Raw genomic sequence first — 26,887 nt, 5'->3', positions numbered from 1 at the left:
TCTTAAATCAGGACTGTAACTTATTTCTTAAAAAACTTCTTTGCACCTTCTAAAGAGCTTATTACAGACTTTATATCAGCCATTTCTTTCTGTAACTTTTTAATTTTAGCCTCATTTTCAGCATTCTTGTTTGAAGCCTGTAGTTTCTTAAGCTGTTTATTAAGATTTGCAAGTTTCTTAAGAAGACTGTTAATATTGGTTATCTTATTCTTCTCTAAGAAAGAGATTGCGCGATTAACACTTTTCTTTATAGACAGGAAGGTCTTATCATTCTTAGCAGCTTTTCTGTAGTTCTTTAACTGCTTTACAATGTCAAACTTCTTGAAAGTTCCTTTCAGTAATGCCTTCAGCGCCTTGATCTCTGTCTTCACTTCCTTTAAAGCATTTAAGATACGTTTATCTTTTTTAAGAGTTTTTGCAGACTTGTCTGTATTTGCTGTTCCTTCTGCAGTTTTGTCCTCAGTTACCTCTACAGTATCAGAAGGTTTTTTAACATTTGGTTTTTCTTCATTTCCTTTTGAAGGCCCGGAAGGTCCGGAAGGTACAGAAGGTGTAGAAGGTACAGAAGGTGTTACATTTGTGTTTTTCTTATACTTTCCGTCTTCTAAATCTTTAAGTACCTTCTTAAGATTAGCCTCTGCAAGTAATATATCAAAGTGACTTGAATCTTTTTTGACCAAAACAGCCTTAGCCTCTTTGATTTTTTCCTCAAGAACAGCTACGTTGTTAGTAGTAGCCTTTTTCTTCTTGATATCTTCTGCCTTTGTTACCAGTTCTTCAAGTGCAGTTTTATCAGGCTTAGCTTCCTCTACTTCTTTCTTTGTTAAAATCCTTACTTCAGCAAGGGAAGCAAATCTATTAACTTCATCTGCCTTACCTCCGGTAGTACTCAATGGTTGAATTCTTACATTAGTTACATTTTCTTCGGCTGCAAAAGTCACTATATTCCAACCTGATGTATTAAAGTCAGAAGTTTTTACTGTCTTATAATTCGTTTCACCTTTCTTCTTTACCTGTATTTCAGCTTTTGCTATTCTTCCATTCTGGCTGCCACTTCTCTGTAAAAATCTTACTCCGGTTACAGTATCAGCTTCCTTAAGCTGTATATCAATCCATTTATTGGAAAGTCCTTCACTCTGTGGAGCATACCAATACGTATGCCATATTGTACTTTCATTATTATCTATAGCATACTCTGCCAAGCCTTCACCCGGTTCGCCCTTATGCTCACTTCCGGCAGTTGCTGTCATTCCATCTACTGATAAATCATTTGAGTCATCTTCCGGATCAACTTCAGTACTGCTACCGGATAATTCCTTTAACAGTGTATCTAAGTTATAATAAGCTGCATTTATACTCTTTTGACTCTTTCCGTCTTCCTTTAATGCAACTTCAGCCTTAGCTATTGCAATCTGTGCCCTCTTATAATTTGCAGCAGAAAGAACATCTTTTGTAAGTTCCTTTTTAGCCCTCTCAATAAGAGCTGTTAAGTCACTTTCCTGTATAACATCATCTACTCGTGTTATAACAAGATCATCAAGTACAAAATCCTGATAGCCACCAAAGTTAGCTGCTGCCCCGGATGTTCCTTGCAGGTCTGCTGCCTTACCTGTTGAATATATACCAAACCATGTCTGTCCGGACTCATCACCTACTATATCAGTCTCATATGTACCATCTGCATTCTCACCCATAGCCATAGCCAAAGGTTCAAGCTTTGAGTTTATTTCTCCACCTATTCCCTTTACAACTGCATAGATACCGTCACTTCCTGACTGATACTTAAAACTTACGTGATATTTCACTCCCGGTTCAAATCTAAAGTTCTGAGGTATGGTCTGAAAAGCTATTGCGTTTCTTCCTGTCAATCCATTTATCTTCACTGACCAGTCACCCTCAAGTACATCATCCATCTTCTTCACATCCCAGCCTGCCTGTGTGTAAGGTGCATGAAGCTCAGAAAGGTGGATTCTATTATCTTCTACATTTTCTATACCGCCTACAACAAATGGATATAAGCCTTGCACACTATGTTCAAAATCCTGTGTAAACTTTACCACTTCTCCGTTCTCATCAAAAGTTATATTGTCAGCATCACTTTCTACAACTCTTACATCATCAAAGTATGTATCTCCATCTCCATCAAGCTTTGATAGGGTCAACACAGCTTCACCCGAATTAGGAGCCTTAAAGAACACATACATATGCTGGAAGTAACTGCTTCCAGCTACTGTAGCACTCTTAGTATTATGTGTATATGCCTTTACATAGTTCTTCGCGATTGAGCGTATTGTATAATTCTCTGCAAGCTTCTTCGTTCCATCTGTTATACTTATTACTGCTTTAGAATCACTTCTGTTATCTACTCCAACAAGTACTGCATACTGTCTGCCCGGTGTAAGGTCTGTAAGCTTCTGGCTCATAGCAACTTCACCTGTAAGTTTCATCATAGGATTGCTGTACTGACTCTTTGCGATTTCAGCCTCTCCTGTACCTGCCTTTGTCCAACTATTAAAATTACCACTGTTAAATCCTGCATCTATAATGTGCATACCCTCACTCCATTTAACAGTCATATTGCCTTTGCTACCCTTGTAGATTACATAAGGCTGTTTTTCATCAGCAGTTATAGTTATCTTCCCATCTACTACAGGTATAGTCTGTTCATCTTTCTTGCCAAGGTCTGTAAGCTTATACAGCTTCACATCAGCTAAACCTTTCCAAGAATCAGGAAGCTCCCAGGTAGTCTCCCCTGCCTGATTATTAAAGTGATACAGTTTCTCATCAGCTTCTGCAACTCTCGCTCCTGTTGCCGAATTCCATACCCAAGGAAGCAAATAACTCTCAGTTCCCTTTCCTGTCTTTGTTTCAGGTTCTGCTCCTTTTGCAATTACCTTTCCATTTAATGTAATAGTTCTATTATAAAATTCAGAACTGCCAAAGGTGTCAGAATCCCTTTCAAGTACAAGAACATCACCACTATCATTTTTTAATGTAATTTTCTTATCAGGTTTATATGTGTATTCTACCTTATCATATTTCCGCTTAGAATAATTCCATTCCCATATATATGAATCATATGGCTTGCCATCTTCCCATTTTACTATCTTAAAATGCTGTATAAATTTTGTAGTAAGATTATGCTCATATAGATTCTGTATATAAGCATCATAATCATTTCTTCCCTGCCAGCCTTCAAAGTCCTTCATATTGTAGCCGCCAAGCAGAGGAGCAAATGCCGCACCGCCATACTCATGATAATTGGCTACCCAAGAGTCTTTTTGATGGTTACGAAGGAATCTCATAACCTCTGAGTTCTCACCTTTAGCTTTATAACCTCCGTAAGTAAGGTCAGCCGCCCAGTGCTGGAAGGTAGAATCATATTCATTGGTTGGTCCCCACTCTGTAGTCATTCTCCAGCCACGGTCATTAATTTCCTTAGAAAGCTTTCTGGTCTGCCAGGTATCATCATTTCCACCTGTAAGATTCCCCCAGATATCTACATATATGTAATCTAAGTTATCTCCTACCAAAGCTTTCAGTTTATCAAAACGCTCTTTTCTGTTTCCTGTAGCAAGGTCGTACACACTGTCAAGACCGACACCCTGATCTATCCAGTTCCAACCATAACGTAATCTTCCGTACTGATCTCTTCTTACCGATTCATCATTAAATGCTTTTGCCTCAGGATACATCTCACCACAGTTTATATGAATACCGAATCTTGCACCGAAATCTTTTCCCTTTTCCATAAGGGTATTCATATCCTTTGCACCACCGATACGTCTTCCTATATCGTAGTAATCAGGATGTCCCGAGTCATGTCCTTCATTTGCATATCCCTTTAATATAACGGACTGTCCAAGACCATCTGTATGCATTGCCACTCTCTTTACATTGTCAAGAGTTGTGAGGAAAGGATTCTGTGCCTGTCCGCCGAAATTCATAGCTATTCTGTGTGCCACAAGTTCAGGTACTTCTTCTGACTTAAACGGATTGTTCATAATGCTTCTGAAAGCTATGGCTCCATCCTGCCAGTCTACTGTTTTGTCATCATTCTCATCTCCTGTGATGACAATCTTCGTCTTAGGCATCTCTGTTTCGGTAACAACAAACACTCTTTTATGAGAATCTGTCACTTTTCTGTGGTAGTACCACTTTGTACTTGAAAGTGATAACGTCTTTTTCCCATCTGCCACACCTGATTCAGCCCAGATACGTGTATTGCTTGCTCCTCCTGCACTTATATATGATGCTTTATTTCTGCCATCATTTTCTGAGTTACTCCAAAGTCCTGCACTCATTCCGTCTGCAGAAATAAAGGCATACATAAAATCTCTATTATAACTATCCGGAATCTCTGTGAAGTCTTCATCACCATTGATTGTAGTATTGGATGACATAAGTGCACCCTTAAAGCTTAGATTCTCCTGACCCTCTCTTATGGATATAAGTCCATGGTTAGGTATCTCTATAGTCTCTATAGGGTTATCAGTATCATTCAGATTATTGGTTATCTCTGTAATCTCAAATGCAAGAGTATTCTTCTCTACTTTTAAGAAAGCTTTGATTACGGCATCAACCTCAGTTCCTTTTCTTACTTTTAAGATATAGTTGATGGTATTTCCGTTTATTTCAGAAGTCACATCAGCCTTCTTTACTCTTATATCTTTGCCGTTTATCTTTATTGTTCTTATCGGTTCCTGCTGACCGTAAAATACCTTATCTTTAAGATTTTCTTTTTTCATCAGGTATTTTACCACTCTTGGGAAGGTCTTATCTACTGTAACATCCATATCCTCAGATGATATGATATCTGTCTTTCCCTCGCCCGGATTTTCAAGTTTCACTGTCAAGTCTGAAACAGAACTATCATTTATATCAAGTTCTTTTTCTTCTGACTCATAACCATCCTTTGTAAACTTCAAGGTATATCTACCTTTCTGTAATTTCAGAGAAAATTCACCTGTTCCTGCTGCTGACTCAGTCTGCTTTTCGCCGTCTACAAAAATATTTGCTCCTGCTAAAGGATTATTATCATCATCAAGAACCTTTCCGCTTACTTCGTATTCCTTCAATACTGTAGCTTGCTGCCCTGTATACTTGATGTCTCTGAGAGTTACGTCTGTAACCTCATCATTGAATGAGCCTGCCTTTATTGCAATCTTATTACTTGCCCAAGAAGCGGTACTGCAATCTTCATTGTCAAATACTACGACATCATTTATTTTAACAGTAACCTTTTTATCAGCGGTCCAGCTTATATCTACTTTTGCCTCGCTTCCTTTGTTTGGTGAGGCTGTACGAGGCCATCCCTGGTAGTATTGACCATCTCCGCCTTTATATTTCTGCCAGAACCATCCAAACTGATCATAGCCTATAAACATTGCATTTCCCGGATCAGTGTATCCCAGATATATACCAAACCTTGAATTTTTTCTCTGAGTATTATTTTTAAGCTTAAATGAAAAATTCCCTTCCTCATTAAAGTTAAACTCATGAGGATTTACCGCAACCGCCGGAAAATTTTTATCAGCAGTTGTTCCGTTTCCGTTCTGTGTACCTGAGGCAAAATTAAGCTTATCTTTAACTCTCTCAAGCTTTTCACCGCCTTTTGTACACTGTTCATCTAACTTCCACTCATCATATACCCCGTCAAACACCTTTTTTTCTGAGCCCTGTCCTGCAGGAGTCTCTTCTGCATAAGCTGTATACAGATTTGAATTAAGCGGTGTGGATAAAAACACACCTGCAGCAAGAGCAAAACATAATGCTCTTTTCATCTTTTTAGATCTCATAATTCCAGCTTTCTCCTTTCTGTAATATAACAAAATCATCTCCTCACTGTGATTAACGCGCCTTTTAATTTCCTCCTTTCCTCATGGCAGTTAAACCTGTTACCCAAATTATTTACTCCATATATCAATTTGAGTTATATTTACAACTCCATTACTACCTTCTTCATTTCTTCCCACTTACTTTCCATATCAGCTACCAGCTTAAACTGAGTTCTTGCTCTGTCCAGATTATGTCCTTCTCTGTGAACCGCAAAATAATGATCTCCGTCCAGATAATCAGTCAGAAAACGCATTCCGCATTCAAAAGTCATTGTCTTTGCTCCAAGCGGCAAGTATTCTCTTTCTTCTTTGGTAAGATTAGGAAGTGCACTTACAAATCCCTTTGTATATATCTTAAATAAATCAAGACTCATGCTAACCTTTGACAAATCCTTTTCATCCTCTAAAGCTGTAGAAGCTCCAAACCTTATGGAATCACCATAATCATAAAGGCAGAGCCCCGGCATAACCGTATCAAGATCAATTACACAAAGATTTTTCCTTGTATTTTTATCAAGAAGTACATTATTTAACTTGGTATCATTGTGTGTAACCCTGTCAGGAAGCACCTTCTCATTTCTAAGGCGCTGTAAGGTACCCATTTCCTCTTCTCTGTCCAGACAAAACTTAATTTCTTTCTGAACCGATGCAGCCCTTCCCACAGGATCTTTTTCAAGCACTTCGTGAAATTTTTTAAACCTGCTCGGTGTATTATGAAAATCAGGTATAACCTCAACAAGCTTTTCTACCGGGAAATCCGACAGAGCCTGACCGAAACTTCCAAAAGCAACCGCACTTTCGTAAAAGTCATCATTATTTTCAGGAAGCTGTAAGCAGAGTGAATCTTCCACAAAGTCATAAGCACGCCAGTACTCACCGTCAATTTCAGCAAAAGGCTTGCCGTCAACTGTTTTTATTACACTTAACACTCTTCTTGGGTCTGTATACTTTTTCTTCAGATGCTCTGTTACAAGCATTATATTATTCATAAGCCCTGCTACATCAGGGAATATTTTATTATTAATTTTTTGTAGTATATATCTTTTACCTGTATCTGTAACTACTAAAAAAGTTGAATTGATATGCCCACTGCCATAAGGCTCCTTAGAAACTGCTTCTCCGTCAAACTTAAAAGCTTTTAAAACATCACTCATATTTTTTCCCTTTCCTAATTCTAATCTTAGATTTCGTACCATATTATCCGGTTTGCATCCATTTTTAGCTCAAATGACGAGCCATCTCCTTTGTAGACAGTTGTAGTCTGTGGTTCGTAAGTATTATTAACTACACAGTACTTTCCGCTGTTAAGGTAGGCATGTACTTCCACATTGTAATTTGAAGAAAACCATCTCTTAAGCTCAGTTTCAGCTCCTGCACTCCACATAATCGCCCTGTAAAGCAGTCTGCTGTTTTCAAAACTGTATTTCAAGCCGCTTATGTACACTGACCTGCCTTTCCCGAAACTATTTACCGCAAGCTGTACTTCTTTTTCTCTCTGCACAAGGATGTCTGTTCCCTCTAATGCATAAATATTCTTCTTACCCTCGCCAAAGTCTATCTCTTTTGTAACATCTTCAAGAATAAAATGCTTATGTTCTTCCCAGTTATACTTATCATATCCTAAGGTAAAGCCTCTTTCCTCTTCCACACCTAAAATATTAGCAAGCTGGAAAAAGCGTCCGTTTGCCTGATGCGCACTAGGCTCACCTACTCCGATAAAGCCTCCTCCGTTATATACAAACTCCGTAACAGCAGTGATTATATCAGGATTGGTCCAGTACTCACCACCGCCATGAGCAGTATCCGCATCACCTACATTTATAATAACATCTATACCAGAAAGAATATTTTTATCCTTAAGTATGTCTTCAAAACTGATGAATTTAACATCAAAAGGTGCACCGGATAATGCTTCTATTATTCCGTAATAAGAATAGTTCTGTTTCTGGTACAGTGCATGATGCACCATATGATTGCCCCATGCTCTCATCTTGCCCCAGCAGTTAAGTACAGCCACTCTTTTTAAGGAATGAGCCTTGCAACCCTTTATATTATCATAAAGTACTCTGAATTCGTCACATACGCTTTCCACATAGTCTACAAAGTCAGGGAACTGCATGGCAAGCTTTAAATAACCGCCATAGCCTATTCTATCTATCGGTTTTCTAAGTATTGCCCTTCTTGCTGTTACCCAGTTTTCTTTAGCTTCTTTGACCGGATTACCGCCCTCGTGGAAGGTGTCAGGGAAGAAATATGGAAGGAAACGCCCCTCAGTATATTTTACTCCCTCTATATCACTTATAAGTCTTAAAGTACAGCCGTTTCCCACACTTCCAACCACTGCGTCAAGCCCTATGGACTTAAATTCATCCATAAAAGGCTCAGTTCCGATCCAATGGTCACCAAGGAACATCATTGCCTCTTTACCGCACTCATGACAGATATCTACCATTTCTTTTGCAATCTTTGCTACTTCTCTTCTCTGAAATGCCTGAAAATCACTGAATTCCTTACTTGGTATCCTGTACTGATTATTGTAGTAACCCTGATCTATGATAAATTCAGGCCTGAAGCTGTATCCTGCTTCCTTTTCAAACTGTTCTAAAATATAAGGGCTTACCGAAGCTGAGTATCCGTACCAGTCCACATATCTCTCTCTTGCCATTTCATCAAAAATCAAGGTGAACTGGTGAAAAAACGTAGTAAATCTAAGCACATTTACATAAGGATGGTCTTCAATAAACTTACGAAGTCTGGTCATTGTGAATGCATGTGTTTTTGGTTGACGTACATCAAAAGTTATCTGATGCTCCACATCCTTCCAGTCATTTACCACTGCATTGTACATATGCACCGGATCCCACATTATGTATGCTAGGAAGCTGACTGTATATTCATGAAATTTAACTGTATTTACTTCTACGGTTGTAGTACTTTCATCATAGCTCCATTCATTAACCGGAACAACTTCTCCAGTAGTCCTGTCTATTACTTCCCACCATCTTTTAATATCATCCCTGCTGTTTGGAGTAAGCATATCAGGGTAAAGTCCCTTCATAAGATTTACCTTGAGCATCTCCTCTGTAGCAGTGTATCTCGGTGTCATCACATAGAGCTGCTGAATTTCATCGGGATTTGCCTTTGCCCAGGCATTATCTTTTCTGGTTGTGTAATATGTAGAATATACCTTTAATCCCTCATCCTTAAGTTCCTCGGGAAAATCCGTACCATCACAATCTCTTACCGCATCTGCCCCCCATTTTTTCGCAAGTTCTTTAGTTCCTTCAATTACATCCATGTCTGTAGGTATAGTCACCCTGCCCTTACCGTTCATTACTTTCTCCTTAAACTTATTTTTAATTAAACCCAAATTACCTGTATTTTCTGTTATATACAAACAGAACTGCAAGCAAACCTGCAAGTCCTATGATTTCATTTGTAAAGCCCACTATAGAAACATTTTTCTGCCCCGCTATAATCAAACTGACTGACAGAATAAAGCATATTACAAGAACTAAATTTATTATTTTTTCTTTCATTCTGTCCTCCTTAGCCTTTAAGTCCGCCTAAAGTCATACCCTCTGTAAGCCTTCTCTGAACCAGAATATAAAGTATCAGAGTAGGAAGCATAACTATAACCAAACCTGCATACATAATTCCATAGTTAGTAGCTGTCTTTTCTACCGCCATCAGATTCTTAAGTCCCATTGCCAGAGTTTCATGCTTATCCATAAGGGTGTAGGCTATGATATATTCATTCCAAAATGAAAGGAAGTTAAATAAAATAACCGTAATTATGCTTGGCTTGGCCATAGGTATCATTATCTTAAGCATTGTCTTAAAATGACTGCAACCGTCTATATAAGCCGCTTCCTCAAATCCTTTTGGCAAAGTTTTGAAATATGAACTTAACAGGTAGATTGTAAAAGGCAGAGCACTGGTAGCATAGATAAGTGCCAATATAAATCTGTTGTCTAAGAAAAATGTCACCTTCAGTGCCTTGTTGGCATCGCTTAGCATAAGAAAGATAGGTACAACTATATAGTTTATATTTACAAAAAGTCCTGCCATAAAGCCTATTTCAAGAACTTTCTTACCTTTGAAGAAGAATCTTGCCAGTACATAAGCAGCAGGAAGTGCAAGCACTAATAAAAGAACTATTCCTATAGCTGTTACAATAACCGAGTTAGCAAAAAACTCTCCCATTCCCGCATCATTAAAGGCTGTAATAAAGTTATCAAGATTAAGTGATTTAGGAAGAGCCCAAGGACTGATATCACCACCTAAGAACTCGGAATTTTTCTTAAAACTCGCCATAAAAACCCAGCCTACCGGAATAATAATCGAAACAGCAAGGCTTATAAGTGCTACATACACAAAAATCTGATATAAGGTTTTTGTTCCTATTCGTTTCATAGTTTCGCCCTCCTTTCCTAAAATTGATATACTTTTCTTTCAGTAATTTTATTCACAGTTCCCGCAAGCACAAATGAGAATATAAATACAGTAACACCTATAGCCATACCATATCCGTAAGCTCCGTTTCCGTAAGCCTGCTTATACATGTAGTTGAGGAATACCTCTGTCTTACCGTTTGGACCACCATCAGACATAATCTGTACAAAGAGAAAACTTAAGTTTATTGTACTTATTATATAGAAAGTAAGAGTAGTTCTTATACTTGTCCAGATAAGAGGAAGGGTAATCTGAAAAAACATACGGAATTCAGATGCACCGTCAAGGGAAGCCGCCTCATAAAAATCAGGCGGAATAGCTGCCATACTTGCCATATACATAACCATGTAATAGCCGATTGCCTGCCATACCAAGGCAAATATAACTGAATATATAACTATTCCCGGCTCTGCCATCCACTGTCTTGCAAGCCCGTCAAGATGAATGGCTTTAAGAAATGTATTTAAAAGTCCGCTTGAAGGATCATAGATAGCACCAAAAATACCGGCTATTACTACTATACTTAAGATATTAGGTATATAAAAAATTACCCTGAAAAAATTCTGTCCTATAAATTTTCCTCTCTGAAGTAGGGTAGCAAAAAGTACTGCCAAGAATACCGTACACAGAGTAACTATAACTATTATTAAGATGGAGTTCTGCATAGCCTGTATAAAGCTCTTGTCTCCAAATAAATCCTTAAAATTATCAAAACCTACAAAGGTCTGTTTATTGGTAATTCCTCCCATCCTGTACAGCGACATACGAAATACATTAAAAGTAGGAATAAATATAAATAAAATAACTAAAATCACAGCCGGCGTAAGACAAGCAGCTATAAACCGTCCCTCTGATTTTTTTCTGTTCATAAATCTCTCCCTAATAAAAAGCGGCAGGCTGTCACAGCCCGCCGTTAAATTCTAATTGGTTATCTGTCAAGATTTTCAAGTAATTTAGCCCAAGCTTCTACAAGCTGTGCCTGGTATTTCTCGGCTGTAAGCTCTCCTGTATTTAATGAATCAATAGCACCATAAACAGTAGCCTTCATATCAAAGCCGTTGATTGGCTTTGTTGTTGCCCATACACCGGCAACAGCCTCTGTACCGTCAGCACTTGTAAGTGTATAAGAATCTTTAACCGGACCTGCCTCAAGCTTATCGGAAGCACCCTTTACAGGGGAAATGATAGGAGCAGGAGTTTCTTCCTTGGTTTCTTTGTTTACGCTCTTGTTTGCAAGCATAAGTTCAACAACTTTATCTGAATACATAAATTTAATGAACTGCTTAGCAAGATCCATATTAGCAGCATCCTTTGGAATCCAAATCTGCTCTGTATATGTATATACGTGAGTTTTCTGATCTGCCGAGAACTTTGGCTGAGCCATCATAGCCCAGTGGAAATCCTTAGGTGTGGAAGCTGCCATCTCACCGATTACCCAGTTACCGTTTGGCATAAATAATGCTTTTCCGTCTATAACTGCCTGCTGGTTTTTCTTAAATCCGCCATCAGCATTTGCATTTGCTACTGTATCTGACCAGGTATAATCTTTAGAAGCAAGCTTAGCTATTGTATCAACCACCTGCTTACCTTCTTTGGATGTCCAAGTTGCGGGATCGTAATTAACTGCCTTATTGTAATACTCCATTCCGCCCGACTGAGCTAACATCTGATACATTGAGCAGTCAAAATATCCTGACGTAGGATAGGTGAAAAGCGCAATACCATCCTTCTTTGCCTGATCTCCGAGTGCAAAGAATTCGTCCCAGGTTGTCGGAAGTTTATATTTCTTACCTTCTCCGATAAGATCTGCATTATACCAAAAACCTGTAGGAACATAAGTCCAAGGTGCAAGATAAATCTTTCCGTCTGCATAAGGCTGAGCTGTAGCATTTTCTGTGATGCCCCCAACTAATCTGCTCTTAAGCTCATCATCAAATACATCTGTTATATCTGCAATCGCCTTCTCCTTTAACATGGTCTCTGTAAAACCGCTCTTCTGTCCCATGTTATAGTAGACTACGTCAGGAATATCTCCGTTCTGGAAGGACTTTGTAAGATCCTTGTCAAGCTCTGATGAAAGGTGAAGGTCAACAGTTGCTCCTGTTTCCGCTTCAAAAGCTGCTTTAATCTGATTCCAGATTTCTGCTCCGTTACCGCCTTCAAAAGCTGCAAGTTTGAGTGTGCCGCCTGTCTTTGTTTCAGACGCTGTTGAAGCTGACTTGGCAGATGAAGTTGTTGAAGCTGTAGATGCCTTCATAGATGAGGTTGAAGCAGCCTTACTTCCCGCTGACTTGCTTCCTGTACCCTCGGTCTTTGTGCCACAACCTGCAAGTGATGCACCAACCATTGTTAAACTTAGTGCTAATGCTAACATTCTTTTTATTTTCATATTTCCTCTCCTTTGTGAAATTTATTCAACTTATGCTGTAATTATATATATTGTTTTGTTTCTTTTCCACATTTATGTTGCTCATTTTTTTATATATATTGCTTTTTATTAAAAAATACCTTAAAATATATTATATGAATTTTTGAATTGTTGTAAATTCAGTACAGAGCTAATATAAAAAATATACCAAAAGAAAGAGAAACTATGGGATTTTCAAATTATAAAATAACTGATAAACCTTCAGATACTACTAAGAGCAACCTAATATATATAACTTATACAAAATACGAGAATGACTGGCCAAGCTTTATGCATACCCATCCTTTCACCGAACTTTTTTTAGTTACGGGAGGAGTGGGAGAATTCTATGTGGAAAATAATATCTATCCTCTAAAAAAGGGCGATTTTATTCTGGTAAATCCAAATGCCTCACATACAGAAAAGTCTGATGAGAAGAATCCTCTTGAATACATAGCGGTTGCCGTTGATAATTTTAGCCTAAATCTTACAGATACTAACCATCTTATGTTTAATTGTATAAGCAAGAATCCTAATATTATAAAATACATGGACTCAATGCTTGCTGAGCAGGAAGGCAACAAGGCATATTCAGACCACATTTGTCAAAATATACTGGAAATAATACTTATAGAAATCCTCAGAATAACCAAGTCGGATATAGATACCGAGCCTACCGTAAATGCCAGCAAAGAATGTTTCAAGTTAAAAAAATACATGGACTCAAACTATGCATCCAAAATAACCATAGATGACCTGGCGAAGCTGTCAAACCTTAATAAATACTATTTGATTCATTCTTTTAACAAATATTTCGGTTCCTCTCCTATTAATTACCTTTGCGGAATCCGTATCAGAGCCGCAAAGGAACTGCTTGAAAACAGCGATTACAGCATTTCACAAATATCTCAGTCTACCGGTTTCTCCTCACAGAGTTATTTTACCCAGTGTTTTATAAAAAGCTGCGGTTTATCACCAAAAGCATATCGCAACCGGACAAAATAGTGTATAAAGCACTAAGAGGCTGTCACACGCGATGGTGTTCAGCCTCTTTTGCCTTTGATGAGTTTTGAGATTTTAATGCTCTAATGCTTTTAATTTAAATCACTAAAATGCTCCCAGCTCTTTTAATTTCTTAAGGATCTCCTTACTGATTAAAACTGCCTCTTTTTTATCCCAGTTATAATACACATAATCTTTACCGTCAAAAATTATGCCTCCACAATATTTACCTACAGGGTCATTATAATACTTTATATATACCCTTTTTTCTCCGTTCCCCCCTGACATTAGCAAATCATTGTCAATATCCACCTTTTCTTTGCTTTCTGACAGTGTTTTCATTATATCAATTATTTCTTTTCCACTAATAAAATCGCCATAACCCGGTTCAAAAAAATAACCTTCTATTGCTGTTTTATCTACTGCATAATTTTTTTTCACATGTAGATAATTGTCCAAAAATGATCGTGCAACTACATAGTTATGTTCCGGATCCCCAACTACTTCATATATGGTAAAACCATTATCCGTACGACTTATGACTGTATTGGATTCTTTGTAAAACCCAGCTGTTTCTTCATATTCCTCACCATCTATATATAAAATTTGTCCTTGAAAATATGCATGTTTTCTACCAATACAGGTCACTAGCTTTATACACAATAGTATACACACAAAGATGATTCCAAACATAAGCATTTTCTTCATACACACCTCTTAGCCCTCGGCAGACTTTATTTTTGTAACATTTCCTTCAAATAAGGCTGAGGCACATCATTCTTATGCCTCAGCCTTATAAAATAATACATACAGATTTTAGCTCCAGAGTTTTTCAGAATAAACTCCGTCCTTTGTCAGCTTCTCTATAGCAGCCTTTACAGTAGGCTTATCTTCCTGATAGGTTACTCCGAACCATTTTGCATTAGTGCCGAAAACCTTCATATCAGCCTTATTTGCTGCAATCATATCGCTTATTACCTTTATATGGAAGAACTCTGCTTTGAGCGGATTGGATGAAATATTTCCGAGGAAATCCACAAAGCCTTTCTCAAGAGCTTCAAACACCTTAGGTGTGAGTCCCATCATATTCATAGAAGTTACTGCTTCAAGACTGAGCTCATGCTTTTCACCGCTTGCTGTAAAGCCTATGGCTCCTTCTCCGGACTTTTCCACATCAAGATGTTCCTCTATGGAAACCAGATAATTATTTTCATCTACGCTGCAGATACCTCTCGATACAGAGCCGTTGTCACTTAAGGTATTCTTAAGTAAATAACCTGCCATGCCAAAATGCGCCTTTCCATCGCTCTCATCAACATTAGCAAGGAAATCATGCATTATCTTGTAAGGCTCACTTCCATAGAAGTCATCAGCGTTGATTGCAAGGAATGGTTCATGTACAAATTCCTTTGCCGCAAGCAGAGCCTGACCTGTGCCCCAAGGTTTGGTACGTCCCTCAGGAACAGTGAAGCCTTCAGGAAGATTATCCATTTCCTGATATACATAGTGAACCGGAACTCCTGCTTTTTCTTCCAGCCTGTTGCCGATGATTTCCATAAAATCATCTTTAATGTCTTTTCTTATAATAATGACAACCTTGTTAAATCCTGCCTTTATAGCATCAAACACGCTATAATCCATGATTACTTCACCTTCGGGACCGAAAGCATCAAGCTGCTTAATGCCTCCATATCTGCTGCCCATTCCTGCTGCCATTACTACTAAAGTTACATCTTTCATAACTACCCCCTAGAATCTAAAATTACCTTTCCTGCTTCAGTATAAAAATTAACCTGTTCTTCTCTAACTACTGAAGATTCAGTAAGTGCTCCTGCTGTCATTTCGATTAATTCCTTATAAAATTTTCCCGAAACTTCTTCTGTGATTAAAACAGATATTTTTACCTTCTCCAAGTACTCAGTTTCATATATTATTATTCCAAGCTCCGCCAAAAGATGCTGAAGCTTTGGTAATAATCCGTAATCTATAACAAATTCGGTCAACTTTGCAGACACTACATCTACTACTGTAGAATTTTTCAGAACCTCTGCAGTTACTCCCGAATATGCTCTTACAAGTCCTCCCGTTCCAAGCTCAGTTCCGCCAAAATATCTTGTAACTATTACTATTACATCCGATAGACCTGCACCCGAAATCACATCAAGTATCGGTTTGCCCGCTGTTCCCGAAGGCTCTCCGTCATCGCTTGAATGTCTGATACCCTTGTCTGAATTTAGAATATAGGCCGAACAGCTATGCGAGGCATCATAATACTTTTTCTTGGTTTCCTTTATAAGTGCCTCCGCCTCCGCTTCAGACCTTACCTCAGCTATGTGGGCAATAAATCTCGATTTTTTTATTTCTGTTTCTGCAAAAGCATCTTTTTTTACTGTCTTATACGACACTTTCCACCTCTTTCCCTGCTTAGCCATCCGCACCGTCATCTGACGTTTCATCAGGATTACCCGGTTCAACAACAGGAGGTGTTTCCTCGGAACCGCCGGGTTCAACAGCAGACGGTGTTGCCACCCCCGGTGCAATATGCAGGCTGCACTTTGTCTGTGCTTTGCGGGTTAGAATATATGGTGTGTCAGCAGTATAATAATGCCTCTTCACCGTCTTTCCGTAAGCATCATTTTGGGTTACTGTCTCATTTTTAATAAGAAATACCTTGCTTATTACATTCGGACAATAAGGTCCTGCAGCCTCTCCCGTATCTTTACAAATATTTAATTTTACATGAACATCACAGCTTTCAGTAGGGACCGTTCCGGTTGCAAAATACTCCCGTCTTACGGTAGACCCTCCCGGCGCACTGTCACAAAGCCCGGGTACTGCCAGTTTTCCACATTTTGTACATATGGTTGCTGTTGTAATTGAATCAGGTATCTCAAAAGGCTTGGATTTTAATTTTTTCTTTAAATTTATCTGATCCATTATTGCCTTCCATATAGGATGATGTCTCAGTTCATAGCCCATCTGAGATGACTGCTCATCATATCCCATCCAAAGCGTGCAGGTGTAATATGGTGTAAAACCTGAAATCCACAAATCATAATCCCAACTTGAACTTCCTGTCTTGGCCGCCTGTCCCATATTTACATCGGCAAGCTTTGCCCTGTAAGCAGTTGCATCGGGACGAACAAGGGTATCATGCATTGCATCGGTAAGAAGGAAGGCTGTAGAATCTTTCATTACCTGTCTGGATGCCTTCTTATTCTCAAGCACCACATTTCCGTCATGGTCTAGTACCTTACTGTAAAAACTTGGCTTTATATATATTCCTTTGTTAGCTATGGCTGCATAAGCGCCGGTTATCTCAAGATTGGTCGCACCCTTGGACAATCCGCCCAAAGCCACAGCATAGCCGTTATCGGACTCTGTAAGTGTTGTTATTCCAAGCGCCTTAAGGTAAGCAAATGCCGGCTGCATTCCCATTGCTTCAAGAGCCTTAACCGTAACTATATTCATAGAGCGATATATTCCTCTTCTATAGGTGCTCAGGCCTTCATAGCTCTTGCCCCACCAGTTACGTACCTCTTTATTGGAATTCGGATAAAAATATTCTCCGTCATCCTGTACGCTGGCAAGGGTGTAACCTGCTGTATCAAGTGCAGGAAGATAAGTGGACAATACCTTAAATAACGAGCCCGGCTGTCTGGTTGAATCTGTTGCCCTATTAAGGGTGAGGTTACCCGTTTTTTGACCTCTGCCGCCTACTATGGCTGTTACCGCACCGGTCTTTTGATTCATAACAGTTACAGATACCTGAGGTTCTATGGTGTATTCAATCCTTTCACCTATTACCTCGCCTCCGTCTTTAAGCTTTTTCTTCTTAAACTTCTTTACATACTGGTCAGCACCTCCTTTTTGATTGAACATCATGCTGTCCAGTCCGAACATTTTCTGTACATGCCCCTCTGAATAGTTAATTGTCTTTCCTTCTTTATCCTGAATTGAAAGTGCGTAGGTAAGCTTCCATTTGTTAGGCATACCCGCAAACATTCTTTCATCAGCAATTACATCATTGCAGATTTTTTGGATGGTCGGATCCTGATAAGTGTATATTTTAAGACCGCCGGAATATAGATAATTATATGCCTGAGTAACAGTGTAGCCTTTTTCATTGCATAAGTCTTCGACCACCTGATTAATGGTAGCATCCACATAGTAGGAATTTACTGAGGTATCTACCTTTATTTCTTTATTTACAGCCTTTATTCTTGCATATACATCATCATTCTCGGCTTCTTTAAGTTCGTTTTCGGTAATGTATCCAAGCCTCAGCATATTGCTAAGAACCGCCTTACGTCTTGCTGCGTTTTCCTCCGGATGGGTAATAGGGTTATTACCTGTAGGATTCTTCGTAATTGCGGCTATTACGGAAGCTTCTGACAGTGTAAGTTCGTCAACATTTTTATTAAAATACCTGAGTGCGGCAGTCTGTACTCCGAGTGTATTCTGTCCGAGATTTATTGTATTCAGATAATATTCCAAAATCTGTTCCTTACTATAGATATTCTCAAGCTGAATCGCAAGATACTGCTCCTGTATCTTTCTTTCCACCGCAGCTACTAATGTTTCCTCTTCACCGCCCGCAAAGACCTGATTTTTTAATAACTGCTGTGTAAGCGTACTTGCACCCTGTTTTTTTGCACCCTTAGATAAAAGTGCAACAAAGCCCGCTCTGAACGCACCTCTGACATCTATACCTCCATGTTCATAAAAACGCTCATCTTCTATGGCTATGAAGGCCTCCTGAACAATTTTAGGTATATCTTCTAATTTCTTGTATATACGGTTTGCACCCGCACCGACAACTGTCCTTACTTTCTTTCCCTTCGCATTATATATATAGGTCTGAAAGCCCGTAGGGATAATATTTACTGAGTTTATTTCAGGTGCTTTATCAATTATGCCCTTAACAGTTCCGTAAACTATATATCCACCTGTTATAGCTACCGCTACTATCGCAACCATAAAAATTCTGACAACCCAGATAAGGACTTTTGACGTCAATTTTTTAGGAATTGAACCGTATTTTCTTCGTTTTTCTTCTATATCAAATCTGCTATAACTCATATATCTCCTTTTAAAAGCTCTTAAACCTACTCACTTTTCAAAAGATTTAAAAACTGAAATACCGACTCCGCAGTCTGCCCCATATCATTATAGCAGGCAGCTATACCGCGTTCAGGCAATGAGTCTTTCATCTTCAATACAAAAAGTTCCGCTTCATTTTCTTCATCTATGCAATAATCCGGAATACAAGCTATACCAAGTCCTATTCTTGCAAGGTCTATAAGAAGATCGTTGCTGGCTAACTCAATTTCCGGCAGTAGTTCCAAATGATTTTCTAAGAAAAGTTTATGTAAAAACTCACTTGTGGTTGAAGTCTTATCAAGCATCATCATAGGATGTTTCTGCAATTCAGAAAGTTCATGTACCCCATTGATGAGCTTAGGAAAAGCCTTCTTATCGGCTACAAATATATCTCTGAATTCCTTAACAGGTACTACCTTACCAACCTGCCCCAAGGCACTGTTAGGTGTATTTACAACTATAAGGTCTGCAACACCGTTTTTTAGGTACTCCACACATTTTAAAGAAGTACCGTTTACTACCTTAATATGAACATTCGGATATCTTTCGTGAAATTCCTTCAAGAACGGTTTCAAATAATACCTGCAAATAGTATCGCTTGCTCCGATACTAAGCTGTCCTCCGTTTAAGGATTTTGACTCCAGTATTCTCGTTTCCCCAAGACTGATAAGATTGATAGCCGGTTCTACATGATTAAAAAGAATCTCTCCTTCTTTTGTAAGCCTTACTCTTTTTGTGCTTCTTATAAAAAGTTTTTGTCCAAGCCTTTTTTCCAATACTTTAATAGATTGGCTGACTGCTGACTGTGATATAAACAGTTCTTTGGATGCCTCCGAAAAACTCAATGTTTTTGCCACATGATAAAATACCTTATATAACTCGTGGTTTATGTCCATTTTCTACCCCTTTAACTTTATTAACAAACTAATTCTTAACTTTTAAGCTTTCATCTACCCATTGTTTGATTTCTTCGTCATGTTTTCGGGCTTCCGAGCCTGTTACAGCCAAGCCTTTTTCTACCTTTGCTCCCTTACAGACAGCTGTTAATTCCTCGATACTGTTGCCAAAACCGCTGCCTTCATGAGTACAGAAGGGGCGGATAGTCTTTCCCGTAAAATCAAATTTTTCAAGAAAGGTAAACACGCACATAGGCAGTGAACCCCAGTAATTGGGATATCCCAAATAAATAACATCATAATTATCTATACTATTTAAGCAGTTAACAATCTCAGGCCTCACATTCTTAGCCTTATCCTCTTTACTTTCTTCAACACAAATGTCATATTGAAGAGAATACGGAACTGCCTGCTCAATCTTAAAAACATCTCCTCCTGTCAGTGCAGAAATTTTATTTGCCACAACCTCAGTATTTCCCTCTTCTATTGAAATAACACCACCGTTACAATAATTCTCTCCCGCTCTTGAAAAATAAGCTATAAGTGTATTCATAAAGTACGAGCACCTCCGCCATAAGCATTTTATAAGAAATAATTCTAGTTACAAATTTATTCGCAGTCTATATTATCTCATTATTTTTGCTACAAATCAACAGAATTTATTATATTTTTATTTTTTCTTAATGTTCTTATTAGTAATTCTTATTATTATACTTTAGAGGTTTCAAAAGAATTTGATGATTTTTATTGCGTAATAGATTATAATAATAGCATATTAACGATATCAGTGTCAAAATACGGACAGATCGTATTTTTGAATTTGAAAGGAGTATTTTATGCCTTGTACAACAATACTTGTCGGAAAAAAAGCCAGTTATGACGGTTCTACACTTGTTGCCAGAAATGATGATTCACCTTCGGGAAGCTTTATGCCCAAAAAATTTACGGTGATTCATCCCGATTCACAGCCTAAAAAATACCGCTCGGTTATTTCACATGTAGAAATAGAACTCCCTGACAATCCGCTTCGTTATACCGCTCTTCCAAACGCAGTAAGCGGAGAAGGTGTGTGGGCTGCCTGCGGTGTAAATGAGCTGAATGTATCAATGACTGCTACAGAAACCATAGCTTCAAATGAAAGAGTGCTCGGGGCAGATCCTCTGGTTGAGTATGCGCCTGCAAAAGGAAGAAAAAATACTAACAGTTATGTTCCTGAAAAAGCAGGCGGAATCGGTGAAGAGGATATAGTTACCATAGTTCTTCCTTATATAAAGAGTGCGCGTGAAGGTGTGTTCAGACTGGGTGAATTACTCAAAATATACGGAACCTACGAAATGAATGCAATAGCTTTTCAGGATGAAAATGAAATATGGTGGCTTGAAAGCATAGGCGGACATCACTGGATGGCAAGACGTGTACCTGATGACTGCTATGTGGTTGCACCAAATCAGCTGGGACTTGATACCTTTGACTTTGATGATGCTTTCGGTGAAAAGAAAGAATATCTCTGCTCTGAGGATTTAAGAGAGTTTATAGAGGATAACCATTTAGATCTCACTCTCTGCAAAGCCTTTAGTCCAAGAGATACTTTCGGAACTCATTCAGACCTCGACCACATTTACAATACTCCCCGTGCCTGGGTTGCTCAAAAGTATTTCAACCCTACTACAAGCAGGTGGACAGGTGATAATGCCGACTATACTCCGCTTTCGGACAACATTCCATGGTGCAGGGTTCCGGAGAAGAAAATAACTGTTGAGGATATTAAATGGGCGCTCTCAAATCATTATCAGAATACTCCTTATGATCCATACACTAACGGGGTCAAGGAACTTTACCGTCCAATCGGTATCAGCCGCACAGATGTGCTTGCACTCGTACAGATTCGCCCTTATATGCCTAAAGAGCTAAAAGCCATAGAATGGGTAGCTTTCGGAAGCAATGTATTTAACACCTTTGTAGGTTTCTATGCAAATATTACAAAGACACCGAAATACCTGTCAAATACAACGGGCGATGTTGACAGCCATAATTTCTACTGGGCAAGCAGGTTGCTCGGAGTAATCGCAGATGCACATTTTAAACGCTGTCTGCCTAATATAGACCATTATCAGACTGCAGTAATGGCTAAAAATCATGCTCTTATAAATAAGTTTGATAAGGAATTTGCCGATTATATGAAAGATGCAGAAAATGACAGCGAAAAGTCTGATACTCTTTTCTGTGAGAAGGCAAATGAAGAAATTACCAAAATGCTTATAGAACAGACTACCAAAGCTTTAAATAAGGTGGTTTACAATGCAAGCTGTGTAATGAAAAACAGTTTTTCAAGGTCGGATGCGTAGAATACATCAAGGATCCGATTATTCACGCCACAGATTCAGATCTCTCAATTTATGCGTCAAAGCCGGTTTCACCGGCTTTTTATCTGTGGTCTGTGGCGTGAACGTTTTAATATTTATTTTATTATTTTCTCTGAGACAGCAAAGCTTGCGGATAATAATCACAGCGGAATTCTGACTATTGCCTCGGTACAGCCGTTTTCATCTTTCTGAAGTGTAAGTTCCGCCTCTTCTCCATATCGGCTTTTCAGACGCATCCTGATATTATAAATACCCAAACCTCCGCCATTTTCATCTGAACTTCGCTCTCCGTTCAAATATCGCTGCACTTCTTTTGTATCCAGCCCCGTGCCGTTGTCCCATACTGTGATCAATACAAATCCGTTCTTTTTTACTGCGCTGATTTCTACAATTCCGTTTCTGTTATCCTTATTCATTCCATGAAAAATTGCATTTTCCACCAAAGGCTGGATCAGCAATTTAGGAACAGTCAACTCCGCCACCGCTTCCTCCAATTCATAGAAAAATCCCAAATGGTTTACCGAACAGTTCTGCTGAATTTTTTCATACTCTTTGACAATTGCGATTTCCTCACGCAGTGTAGCAGGTTCCTGCGGATTATGGATACTGTAGCGCATAATCTGTGCCAGCGACTTCAGAAGATCCGCGATGCGTATCTGTCCGTTGAGCATGGCAAGGCAGCTGATAGAATCCAAAGTATTATATAAGAAATGAGGGTTTATCTGTGCCTGCAGCATTCTGTATTCCATCCTCCGCTTTTCGGCTTCAACAGAATAAATGCTGTCTATATATGATTTTGACTGCTCAATGAAGCTGTTAAATCTCCGGTAAAGAATTTGCGTTTCTCTGGTACTGTTAACGGAACGATCGGCTTCAATCTTCAAAAGTTCTCCCTTTTCCATATGCTTTGTAAGCCTTACAACAGGGCGGATAAGATGCCAGTTAAAATAAAAAAGTACACCGATAAAAGCCGTTAAAAGCAGAATTAGTACAGACAACAATGTGAGTACATTTTTAATCACCGGTTCTCTTATAACTTCCTGCGGCATTACTATCACAAGCAGTATATTTCCGGAGAGATTGCTCTTTTTCACAAACAGTCCGTCCTTACTGCCGTTATAATCACCCTCCCCTATAATTTTCTTAAGTTCTCCGCTTTCAACCTCATGACCGCTCTCATAAGATGCCCACAATTCACCTTTTTTATCCAAAACGTAAGCAGACATGCTTCCGTACTCCGTTCCGCCAAGCAGTCCCTTAATCATATCTGAACTAAATTCACATACCACATAGCCCAGACATTGCTTGTTGACCTGCCACTGATGCTCCGCAACATTACAAATCAGAAGCTGCCCCATGTACAGAACATCTTCATAATTACCGTCATTCGTTTTTCTCCGGGTTCTGAAGCAGATCCTTTCTCCCCCTGCCTCGTGCAATACAGAATAAACCGGATTCTCCTTTGTCATAACCGCTTTATAAATGCCGTCTCCTTTTACATCCTTACCTTCCGACATATAACCGGTAACTGCAAATCTATTGTCAAGGTAAATACGAATCCGATAATCTGAATTCTCCGTGCCCAGGCCATCCCTGAATATCTGCTTAAGTGTTTCATTTAAAGATTTCAGTTCCCTGACAGCCTTTACCCCTCTCCTGTCTCCAAATGAAATATCTCTGTATTCCGATATTAAATGATAAAGTGGCGTATTCGAGGCTTCTGCTGTTTTCAACATAATACCGTTTGTACCTACCGCCGCCTGAAAGCATCTGTTCGCATCATCAAGCATATTATTCAGCAGACGTGCTGTACTATCCAGCTTCAAGCTGATGGTTTCCTTTGCCATTTTTTCCATATCGGCATAAACAGAACGGTACACTACCTCTTTGCTAATCAGAATTAGCAGTACTATGGTCACCGCATACACTCTCGCTGTTTTTGAAAGAATTCTTGAAGCAGTCTCTGTTTTCCCCCTTATACTTTTCATTCGGAGCCTCCCCTTTTACTGATGTTTGGTAATATCACCTCACTCTCCCTAAATTCCTTAGGAGAACTTCCGCATCGTTTTCGAAATACCTTTGAAAAATAATTTGCATCCGAGAAGCCGCACCTGTTTGCAATTACCGCCACAGTGTCCCGTGTTTCCCGAAGCAGGCGCTTTGCCTCATGCATCCGTGTCTGAATAATAAATTCCTGTAAAGATACTCCGACATCCCGGGCAAAAATTCTTCCGATATATCCTGCCGAAAAGCCCATCTCTGCCGCGAGTGTCTCTACACCAAGATTTTCGTCCGAATAATTTCTGAGTACATACTCTTTTACCGATTCGGTAAAAGAAACTGCGTTTTCTTCCATGCGTTCCTGTCTTTCCATCAGTTTGGTACATTCCCGCAGCAAAAAATCTGCCTTTCCGTCAGGCATCTGAGACATTTTTTCCAAATACTGTTTTACAATAATATCTGCCGCCTCTGGCGGAATCAAGGCTTCGCGTCCCAGATAATCACCTATCCAGTCAGCTATCAACGGTGCAGGACTGTCACCATCGACAAAAAGCCGTACAATAAAATTCTCCAACCATTCGTTATCCTTTTTTCTTATTGCAGCATGAAAGCTCTGCTTATTATCGGGCAAAAAGAGGCATTTGCGAAGTTTCCTGCTTTCCCTGTGTAAAATCAGCGATTTTAAAAGCAATTCCAGCTCATCCAAAGTCTGTTGATTAATAGGTTTTAAAATGTAACTTTTAACGCCGCATCTGAGAGCTTCCTGTGCAGTATTAAAGTCCTCATACCCACTGATGAAGATCACATCCGTATCCGGACTTTTTTCATATATATTATGCATCAGAGTCAGACCATCCATTCCCGGCATTTTCAGATCACAAATCAAAAAGTCGATTTTTTCTTCGACAAAAAACGCCAGTGCATCTCTCCCGTCATAGGCCAGATAAGGAATATCACAGCCAAGCCTCTCCCAGTCCACCAGATTTTTCAAACACTTGCAGACATTCTGATCATCATCTGTTACAACTACTTTCCATCCCATTCCATCACCATTCATTAACGTTTAACCACAGAAAGACCACCTTTAATGGCAGCCTTTCCATAACTTATATCAAGATTATCCTCTAATTATTTACCAAATATATCACATACATCTTATTATGTGCAACATGGCAGTGTAAGACGCTTCGTGAGTAATTATGGCTATACATGCCTATCCCGAATTGGGGTCTATTTGGTTGCAAGCCACTCGTCATACTGCTTCTGTACCTCAGCTATCAACTCATCAATACCGGCTTCCTTAAGGCGCTCCCGATACTCCGGCAGTGCTTTCTTAGGATCCAGAAATCCCTGATTCAACAATGTCCAGTATTCATCATTCACCGCAGCTACCGCCGCCACAACTGCATCCACCGGGGTTTGATCAAATCGGAAACCGGCAAAAGGATATGTCTTAGCAGAATTGTTAAAATCCAGATATTCCTGTACCTTATTGTCAGGTTCCGACGCCAGCAGGCTGCAGGTAGCTATACTTGATGACAGCCAGGTTCCGAAGTTCCAGTCGTCATTTTCAACACGTACAACCTTACCGGTTTTATCCCGATTATAATTAACTCCGTCTAAGCCGTAGCAGGCCAGATCGGCCACAACGGGATCTGTCATCAGCACCTCAAGAAACTTGAGGCAGGCATCCGCTTTTTTCGACTTCTGGTTGATACCATACACAGAACCAATCGCACTGTCGGAATGTATCCAGTTTTCCGTCATTTTAATTGCAACTACCGGTCCGCAGTTATAATTCTTTGGGAAAGTCACTTCCATCAGAGGTGTTGTTGTCTGAATCATAAACCCCCAATCTTCTTTGTTGGCAAAATCCCCGATAACCTGATATTCCCTGGTTGCTTCACCTTCAGGAATATATCCTGCCTTATTCCATTTGTATACAGTGTCTAAATATTCTTTAAAATCATCTGTTTCCGCAAGATTGATTACTTTTTTGGTATCGCCTTTAAGATCCACGACACATACCCTTCCGATATTTAAAGGTGCAAATCTATCCATGGAAAAATTCTGATAACCAAAATCCGCATGGAAAAGAAACGGCATTCCTATTCCCTTTTTCTTAGCTTCTGCAAGGTAAGGTTCAAGATCCTTATATGACTTAATCTTTTCCTGCAAATCCTTCCATCCCATTTTATCAATTACCGACTGAGGTACTACAACACTATACCCCTCTGCAGACTCCTTGTAAACAGGAATCCAATAATATTTCCCATTAAATTTTGAACTGTCCCAGATAGACTCCGGCATAGCTCCCCAGAGTCCCGGATAATTCTTAATCTTGTCGCTTAAATCCATCGCTGCGTTATTCTGAATGAGATTCTTGCAGGCTGCCGCCAGATCCCAGCTGGCTGTCCAGAACAAGTCAATATCCTCGTCACTTGCAAGTCCCAGGGTAAGCAGGGATTCATAATCACCGCTGATCGCTTTCATATCCACATTCACACCGATTTTCGGACCTATATAATCATTGATTGCCTTCTCTACAGCATCGATTTCCGATTCCTGTACATCGTTGTAAATCTTACGCCACCAGCTGATGGTGACTATCCCTCCGTCCTGTGCGGCGGATTTGTTGTCTCCTACCGAGCTGTCAGTATGTTTATCCTCTGCACTCTTTTCTACTGTCGTCTTCTCCCCCGATGACTTATCCCCTTCTTTGGCTTGTGTTCCCGAGCAGGCTGATAACAATGTCGTCAGACTCAGTGCCATCGCAAGTATCATTGCAATTTTCTTTTTCATTTTCTTCTCCTCCTTGTCCAA

General features: G+C 39.3%; 18 protein-coding genes. 2 read left to right on the top strand and 16 right to left on the bottom strand.

Annotated features, from left to right (window positions below):
* Positions 1–20 precede the first annotated feature (20 nt).
* The 7 genes from GCWU000282_RS15275 to GCWU000282_RS15250 form a co-directional block, all read right to left on the bottom strand.
* Positions 21–5,798 carry an endo-alpha-N-acetylgalactosaminidase family protein gene (locus GCWU000282_RS15275; protein ID WP_169730278.1) on the bottom strand — a complete coding sequence of 1,926 codons (5,778 nt, stop codon included), beginning with the start codon at positions 5,796–5,798 and terminating at the stop codon, positions 21–23.
* Positions 5,799–5,938: 140 nt separating this feature from the next.
* Positions 5,939–6,991, bottom strand: a complete 1,053-nt coding sequence (locus tag GCWU000282_RS15270) for a phosphotransferase enzyme family protein (RefSeq protein ID WP_035041422.1) — start codon at positions 6,989–6,991, stop codon at positions 5,939–5,941.
* Between the two features lie 26 nt (positions 6,992–7,017).
* Positions 7,018–9,171, bottom strand: coding sequence for a 1,3-beta-galactosyl-N-acetylhexosamine phosphorylase (gnpA, locus tag GCWU000282_RS15265; RefSeq protein ID WP_035041420.1), 2,154 nt, complete (start codon positions 9,169–9,171; stop codon positions 7,018–7,020).
* Positions 9,172–9,208: 37 nt separating this feature from the next.
* On the bottom strand, positions 9,209–9,376 hold the full coding sequence (locus GCWU000282_RS16865) for a DUF6903 family protein (RefSeq protein WP_023356093.1): 168 nt from the start codon (positions 9,374–9,376) through the stop codon (positions 9,209–9,211).
* Between the two features lie 10 nt (positions 9,377–9,386).
* On the bottom strand, positions 9,387–10,253 hold the full coding sequence (locus tag GCWU000282_RS15260) for a carbohydrate ABC transporter permease (protein WP_023356092.1): 867 nt from the start codon (positions 10,251–10,253) through the stop codon (positions 9,387–9,389).
* Positions 10,254–10,270: 17 nt separating this feature from the next.
* Entirely contained in the window at positions 10,271–11,161 is an 891-nt protein-coding gene (locus GCWU000282_RS15255) for a carbohydrate ABC transporter permease (RefSeq protein ID WP_023356091.1), read from the bottom strand.
* A 59-nt stretch (positions 11,162–11,220) separates the two neighbouring features.
* Entirely contained in the window at positions 11,221–12,681 is a 1,461-nt protein-coding gene (locus GCWU000282_RS15250) for a carbohydrate ABC transporter substrate-binding protein (protein WP_023356090.1), read from the bottom strand.
* A gap of 204 nt (positions 12,682–12,885) precedes the next feature.
* Here GCWU000282_RS15250 and GCWU000282_RS15245 point away from each other — a divergent pair, with 204 nt between their 5' ends.
* On the top strand, positions 12,886–13,704 hold the full coding sequence (locus GCWU000282_RS15245) for a helix-turn-helix domain-containing protein (RefSeq protein WP_023356089.1): 819 nt from the start codon (positions 12,886–12,888) through the stop codon (positions 13,702–13,704).
* Positions 13,705–13,806: 102 nt separating this feature from the next.
* Here the strand turns inward: GCWU000282_RS15245 and GCWU000282_RS15240 are convergent, their stop codons facing one another.
* The 6 genes from GCWU000282_RS15240 to GCWU000282_RS15215 all read right to left on the bottom strand — a co-directional run bounded on the left by GCWU000282_RS15240 (position 13,807) and on the right by GCWU000282_RS15215 (position 20,253).
* A complete protein-coding gene (locus GCWU000282_RS15240) occupies positions 13,807–14,409 on the bottom strand; it encodes a hypothetical protein (RefSeq protein WP_023356088.1) in 603 nt (200 codons plus the stop codon).
* 108 nt (positions 14,410–14,517) lie between these two features.
* Entirely contained in the window at positions 14,518–15,441 is a 924-nt protein-coding gene (locus GCWU000282_RS15235) for a nucleotidyltransferase family protein (RefSeq protein WP_023356087.1), read from the bottom strand.
* A 2-nt stretch (positions 15,442–15,443) separates the two neighbouring features.
* Complete coding sequence (locus tag GCWU000282_RS15230; protein ID WP_035041465.1) at positions 15,444–16,106, bottom strand: YigZ family protein; 663 nt, start codon at positions 16,104–16,106, stop codon at positions 15,444–15,446.
* Positions 16,107–16,125: 19 nt separating this feature from the next.
* Complete coding sequence (locus GCWU000282_RS15225) at positions 16,126–18,783, bottom strand: transglycosylase domain-containing protein (RefSeq protein WP_023356085.1); 2,658 nt, start codon at positions 18,781–18,783, stop codon at positions 16,126–16,128.
* 26 nt (positions 18,784–18,809) lie between these two features.
* Positions 18,810–19,700 (bottom strand): LysR family transcriptional regulator, encoded by an 891-nt coding sequence (locus GCWU000282_RS15220; RefSeq protein ID WP_023356084.1) that lies wholly within the window; start codon positions 19,698–19,700, stop codon positions 18,810–18,812.
* 28 nt (positions 19,701–19,728) lie between these two features.
* The gene (locus GCWU000282_RS15215; protein WP_023356083.1) at positions 19,729–20,253 is read right to left on the bottom strand and encodes a flavodoxin; all 525 of its coding nucleotides are present in this window, start codon (positions 20,251–20,253) and stop codon (positions 19,729–19,731) included.
* Positions 20,254–20,536: 283 nt separating this feature from the next.
* On the opposite strand from GCWU000282_RS15215, the gene GCWU000282_RS15210 reads away from it, so the two are divergent.
* The gene (locus GCWU000282_RS15210; protein WP_023356082.1) at positions 20,537–22,045 is read left to right on the top strand and encodes a C69 family dipeptidase; all 1,509 of its coding nucleotides are present in this window, start codon (positions 20,537–20,539) and stop codon (positions 22,043–22,045) included.
* A 158-nt stretch (positions 22,046–22,203) separates the two neighbouring features.
* Here GCWU000282_RS15210 and GCWU000282_RS15205 read toward each other — a convergent pair whose 3' ends face one another.
* The 3 genes from GCWU000282_RS15205 to GCWU000282_RS15195 all read right to left on the bottom strand — a co-directional run bounded on the left by GCWU000282_RS15205 (position 22,204) and on the right by GCWU000282_RS15195 (position 26,866).
* Complete coding sequence (locus GCWU000282_RS15205) at positions 22,204–24,051, bottom strand: sensor histidine kinase (protein ID WP_023356080.1); 1,848 nt, start codon at positions 24,049–24,051, stop codon at positions 22,204–22,206.
* Entirely contained in the window at positions 24,048–25,106 is a 1,059-nt protein-coding gene (locus tag GCWU000282_RS15200) for a response regulator transcription factor (RefSeq protein WP_169730277.1), read from the bottom strand. Before GCWU000282_RS15200 ends, GCWU000282_RS15205 begins: the two co-directional genes overlap by 4 nt.
* A 188-nt stretch (positions 25,107–25,294) precedes the next feature.
* Complete coding sequence (locus GCWU000282_RS15195; RefSeq protein ID WP_035041415.1) at positions 25,295–26,866, bottom strand: ABC transporter substrate-binding protein; 1,572 nt, start codon at positions 26,864–26,866, stop codon at positions 25,295–25,297.
* Between the last annotated feature and the right edge of the window lie 21 nt (positions 26,867–26,887).

Origin of the sequence: Catonella morbi ATCC 51271 (assembly GCF_000160035.2) — a bacterium.
GTDB classification, from domain to species: Bacteria; Bacillota; Clostridia; order Lachnospirales; family Lachnospiraceae; genus Catonella; species Catonella morbi.
This window is presented reverse-complemented; position numbering and strand designations above follow the sequence as displayed.

Coding starts and splice junctions, on each gene's coding strand:
- GCWU000282_RS15275 (WP_169730278.1), bottom strand. CDS start 5,798: ATGAGATCTAAAAAGATGAAAAGAGCATTATGTTTTGCTCTTGCTGCA.
- GCWU000282_RS15270 (WP_035041422.1), bottom strand. CDS start 6,991: ATGAGTGATGTTTTAAAAGCTTTTAAGTTTGACGGAGAAGCAGTTTCT.
- gnpA (WP_035041420.1), bottom strand. CDS start 9,171: ATGAACGGTAAGGGCAGGGTGACTATACCTACAGACATGGATGTAATT.
- GCWU000282_RS16865 (WP_023356093.1), bottom strand. CDS start 9,376: ATGAAAGAAAAAATAATAAATTTAGTTCTTGTAATATGCTTTATTCTG.
- GCWU000282_RS15260 (WP_023356092.1), bottom strand. CDS start 10,253: ATGAAACGAATAGGAACAAAAACCTTATATCAGATTTTTGTGTATGTA.
- GCWU000282_RS15255 (WP_023356091.1), bottom strand. CDS start 11,161: ATGAACAGAAAAAAATCAGAGGGACGGTTTATAGCTGCTTGTCTTACG.
- GCWU000282_RS15250 (WP_023356090.1), bottom strand. CDS start 12,681: ATGAAAATAAAAAGAATGTTAGCATTAGCACTAAGTTTAACAATGGTT.
- GCWU000282_RS15245 (WP_023356089.1), top strand. CDS start 12,886: ATGGGATTTTCAAATTATAAAATAACTGATAAACCTTCAGATACTACT.
- GCWU000282_RS15240 (WP_023356088.1), bottom strand. CDS start 14,409: ATGAAGAAAATGCTTATGTTTGGAATCATCTTTGTGTGTATACTATTG.
- GCWU000282_RS15235 (WP_023356087.1), bottom strand. CDS start 15,441: ATGAAAGATGTAACTTTAGTAGTAATGGCAGCAGGAATGGGCAGCAGA.
- GCWU000282_RS15225 (WP_023356085.1), bottom strand. CDS start 18,783: ATGAGTTATAGCAGATTTGATATAGAAGAAAAACGAAGAAAATACGGT.
- GCWU000282_RS15220 (WP_023356084.1), bottom strand. CDS start 19,700: ATGGACATAAACCACGAGTTATATAAGGTATTTTATCATGTGGCAAAA.
- GCWU000282_RS15215 (WP_023356083.1), bottom strand. CDS start 20,253: ATGAATACACTTATAGCTTATTTTTCAAGAGCGGGAGAGAATTATTGT.
- GCWU000282_RS15210 (WP_023356082.1), top strand. CDS start 20,537: ATGCCTTGTACAACAATACTTGTCGGAAAAAAAGCCAGTTATGACGGT.
- GCWU000282_RS15205 (WP_023356080.1), bottom strand. CDS start 24,051: ATGAAAAGTATAAGGGGGAAAACAGAGACTGCTTCAAGAATTCTTTCA.
- GCWU000282_RS15200 (WP_169730277.1), bottom strand. CDS start 25,106: ATGGGATGGAAAGTAGTTGTAACAGATGATGATCAGAATGTCTGCAAG.
- GCWU000282_RS15195 (WP_035041415.1), bottom strand. CDS start 26,866: ATGAAAAAGAAAATTGCAATGATACTTGCGATGGCACTGAGTCTGACG.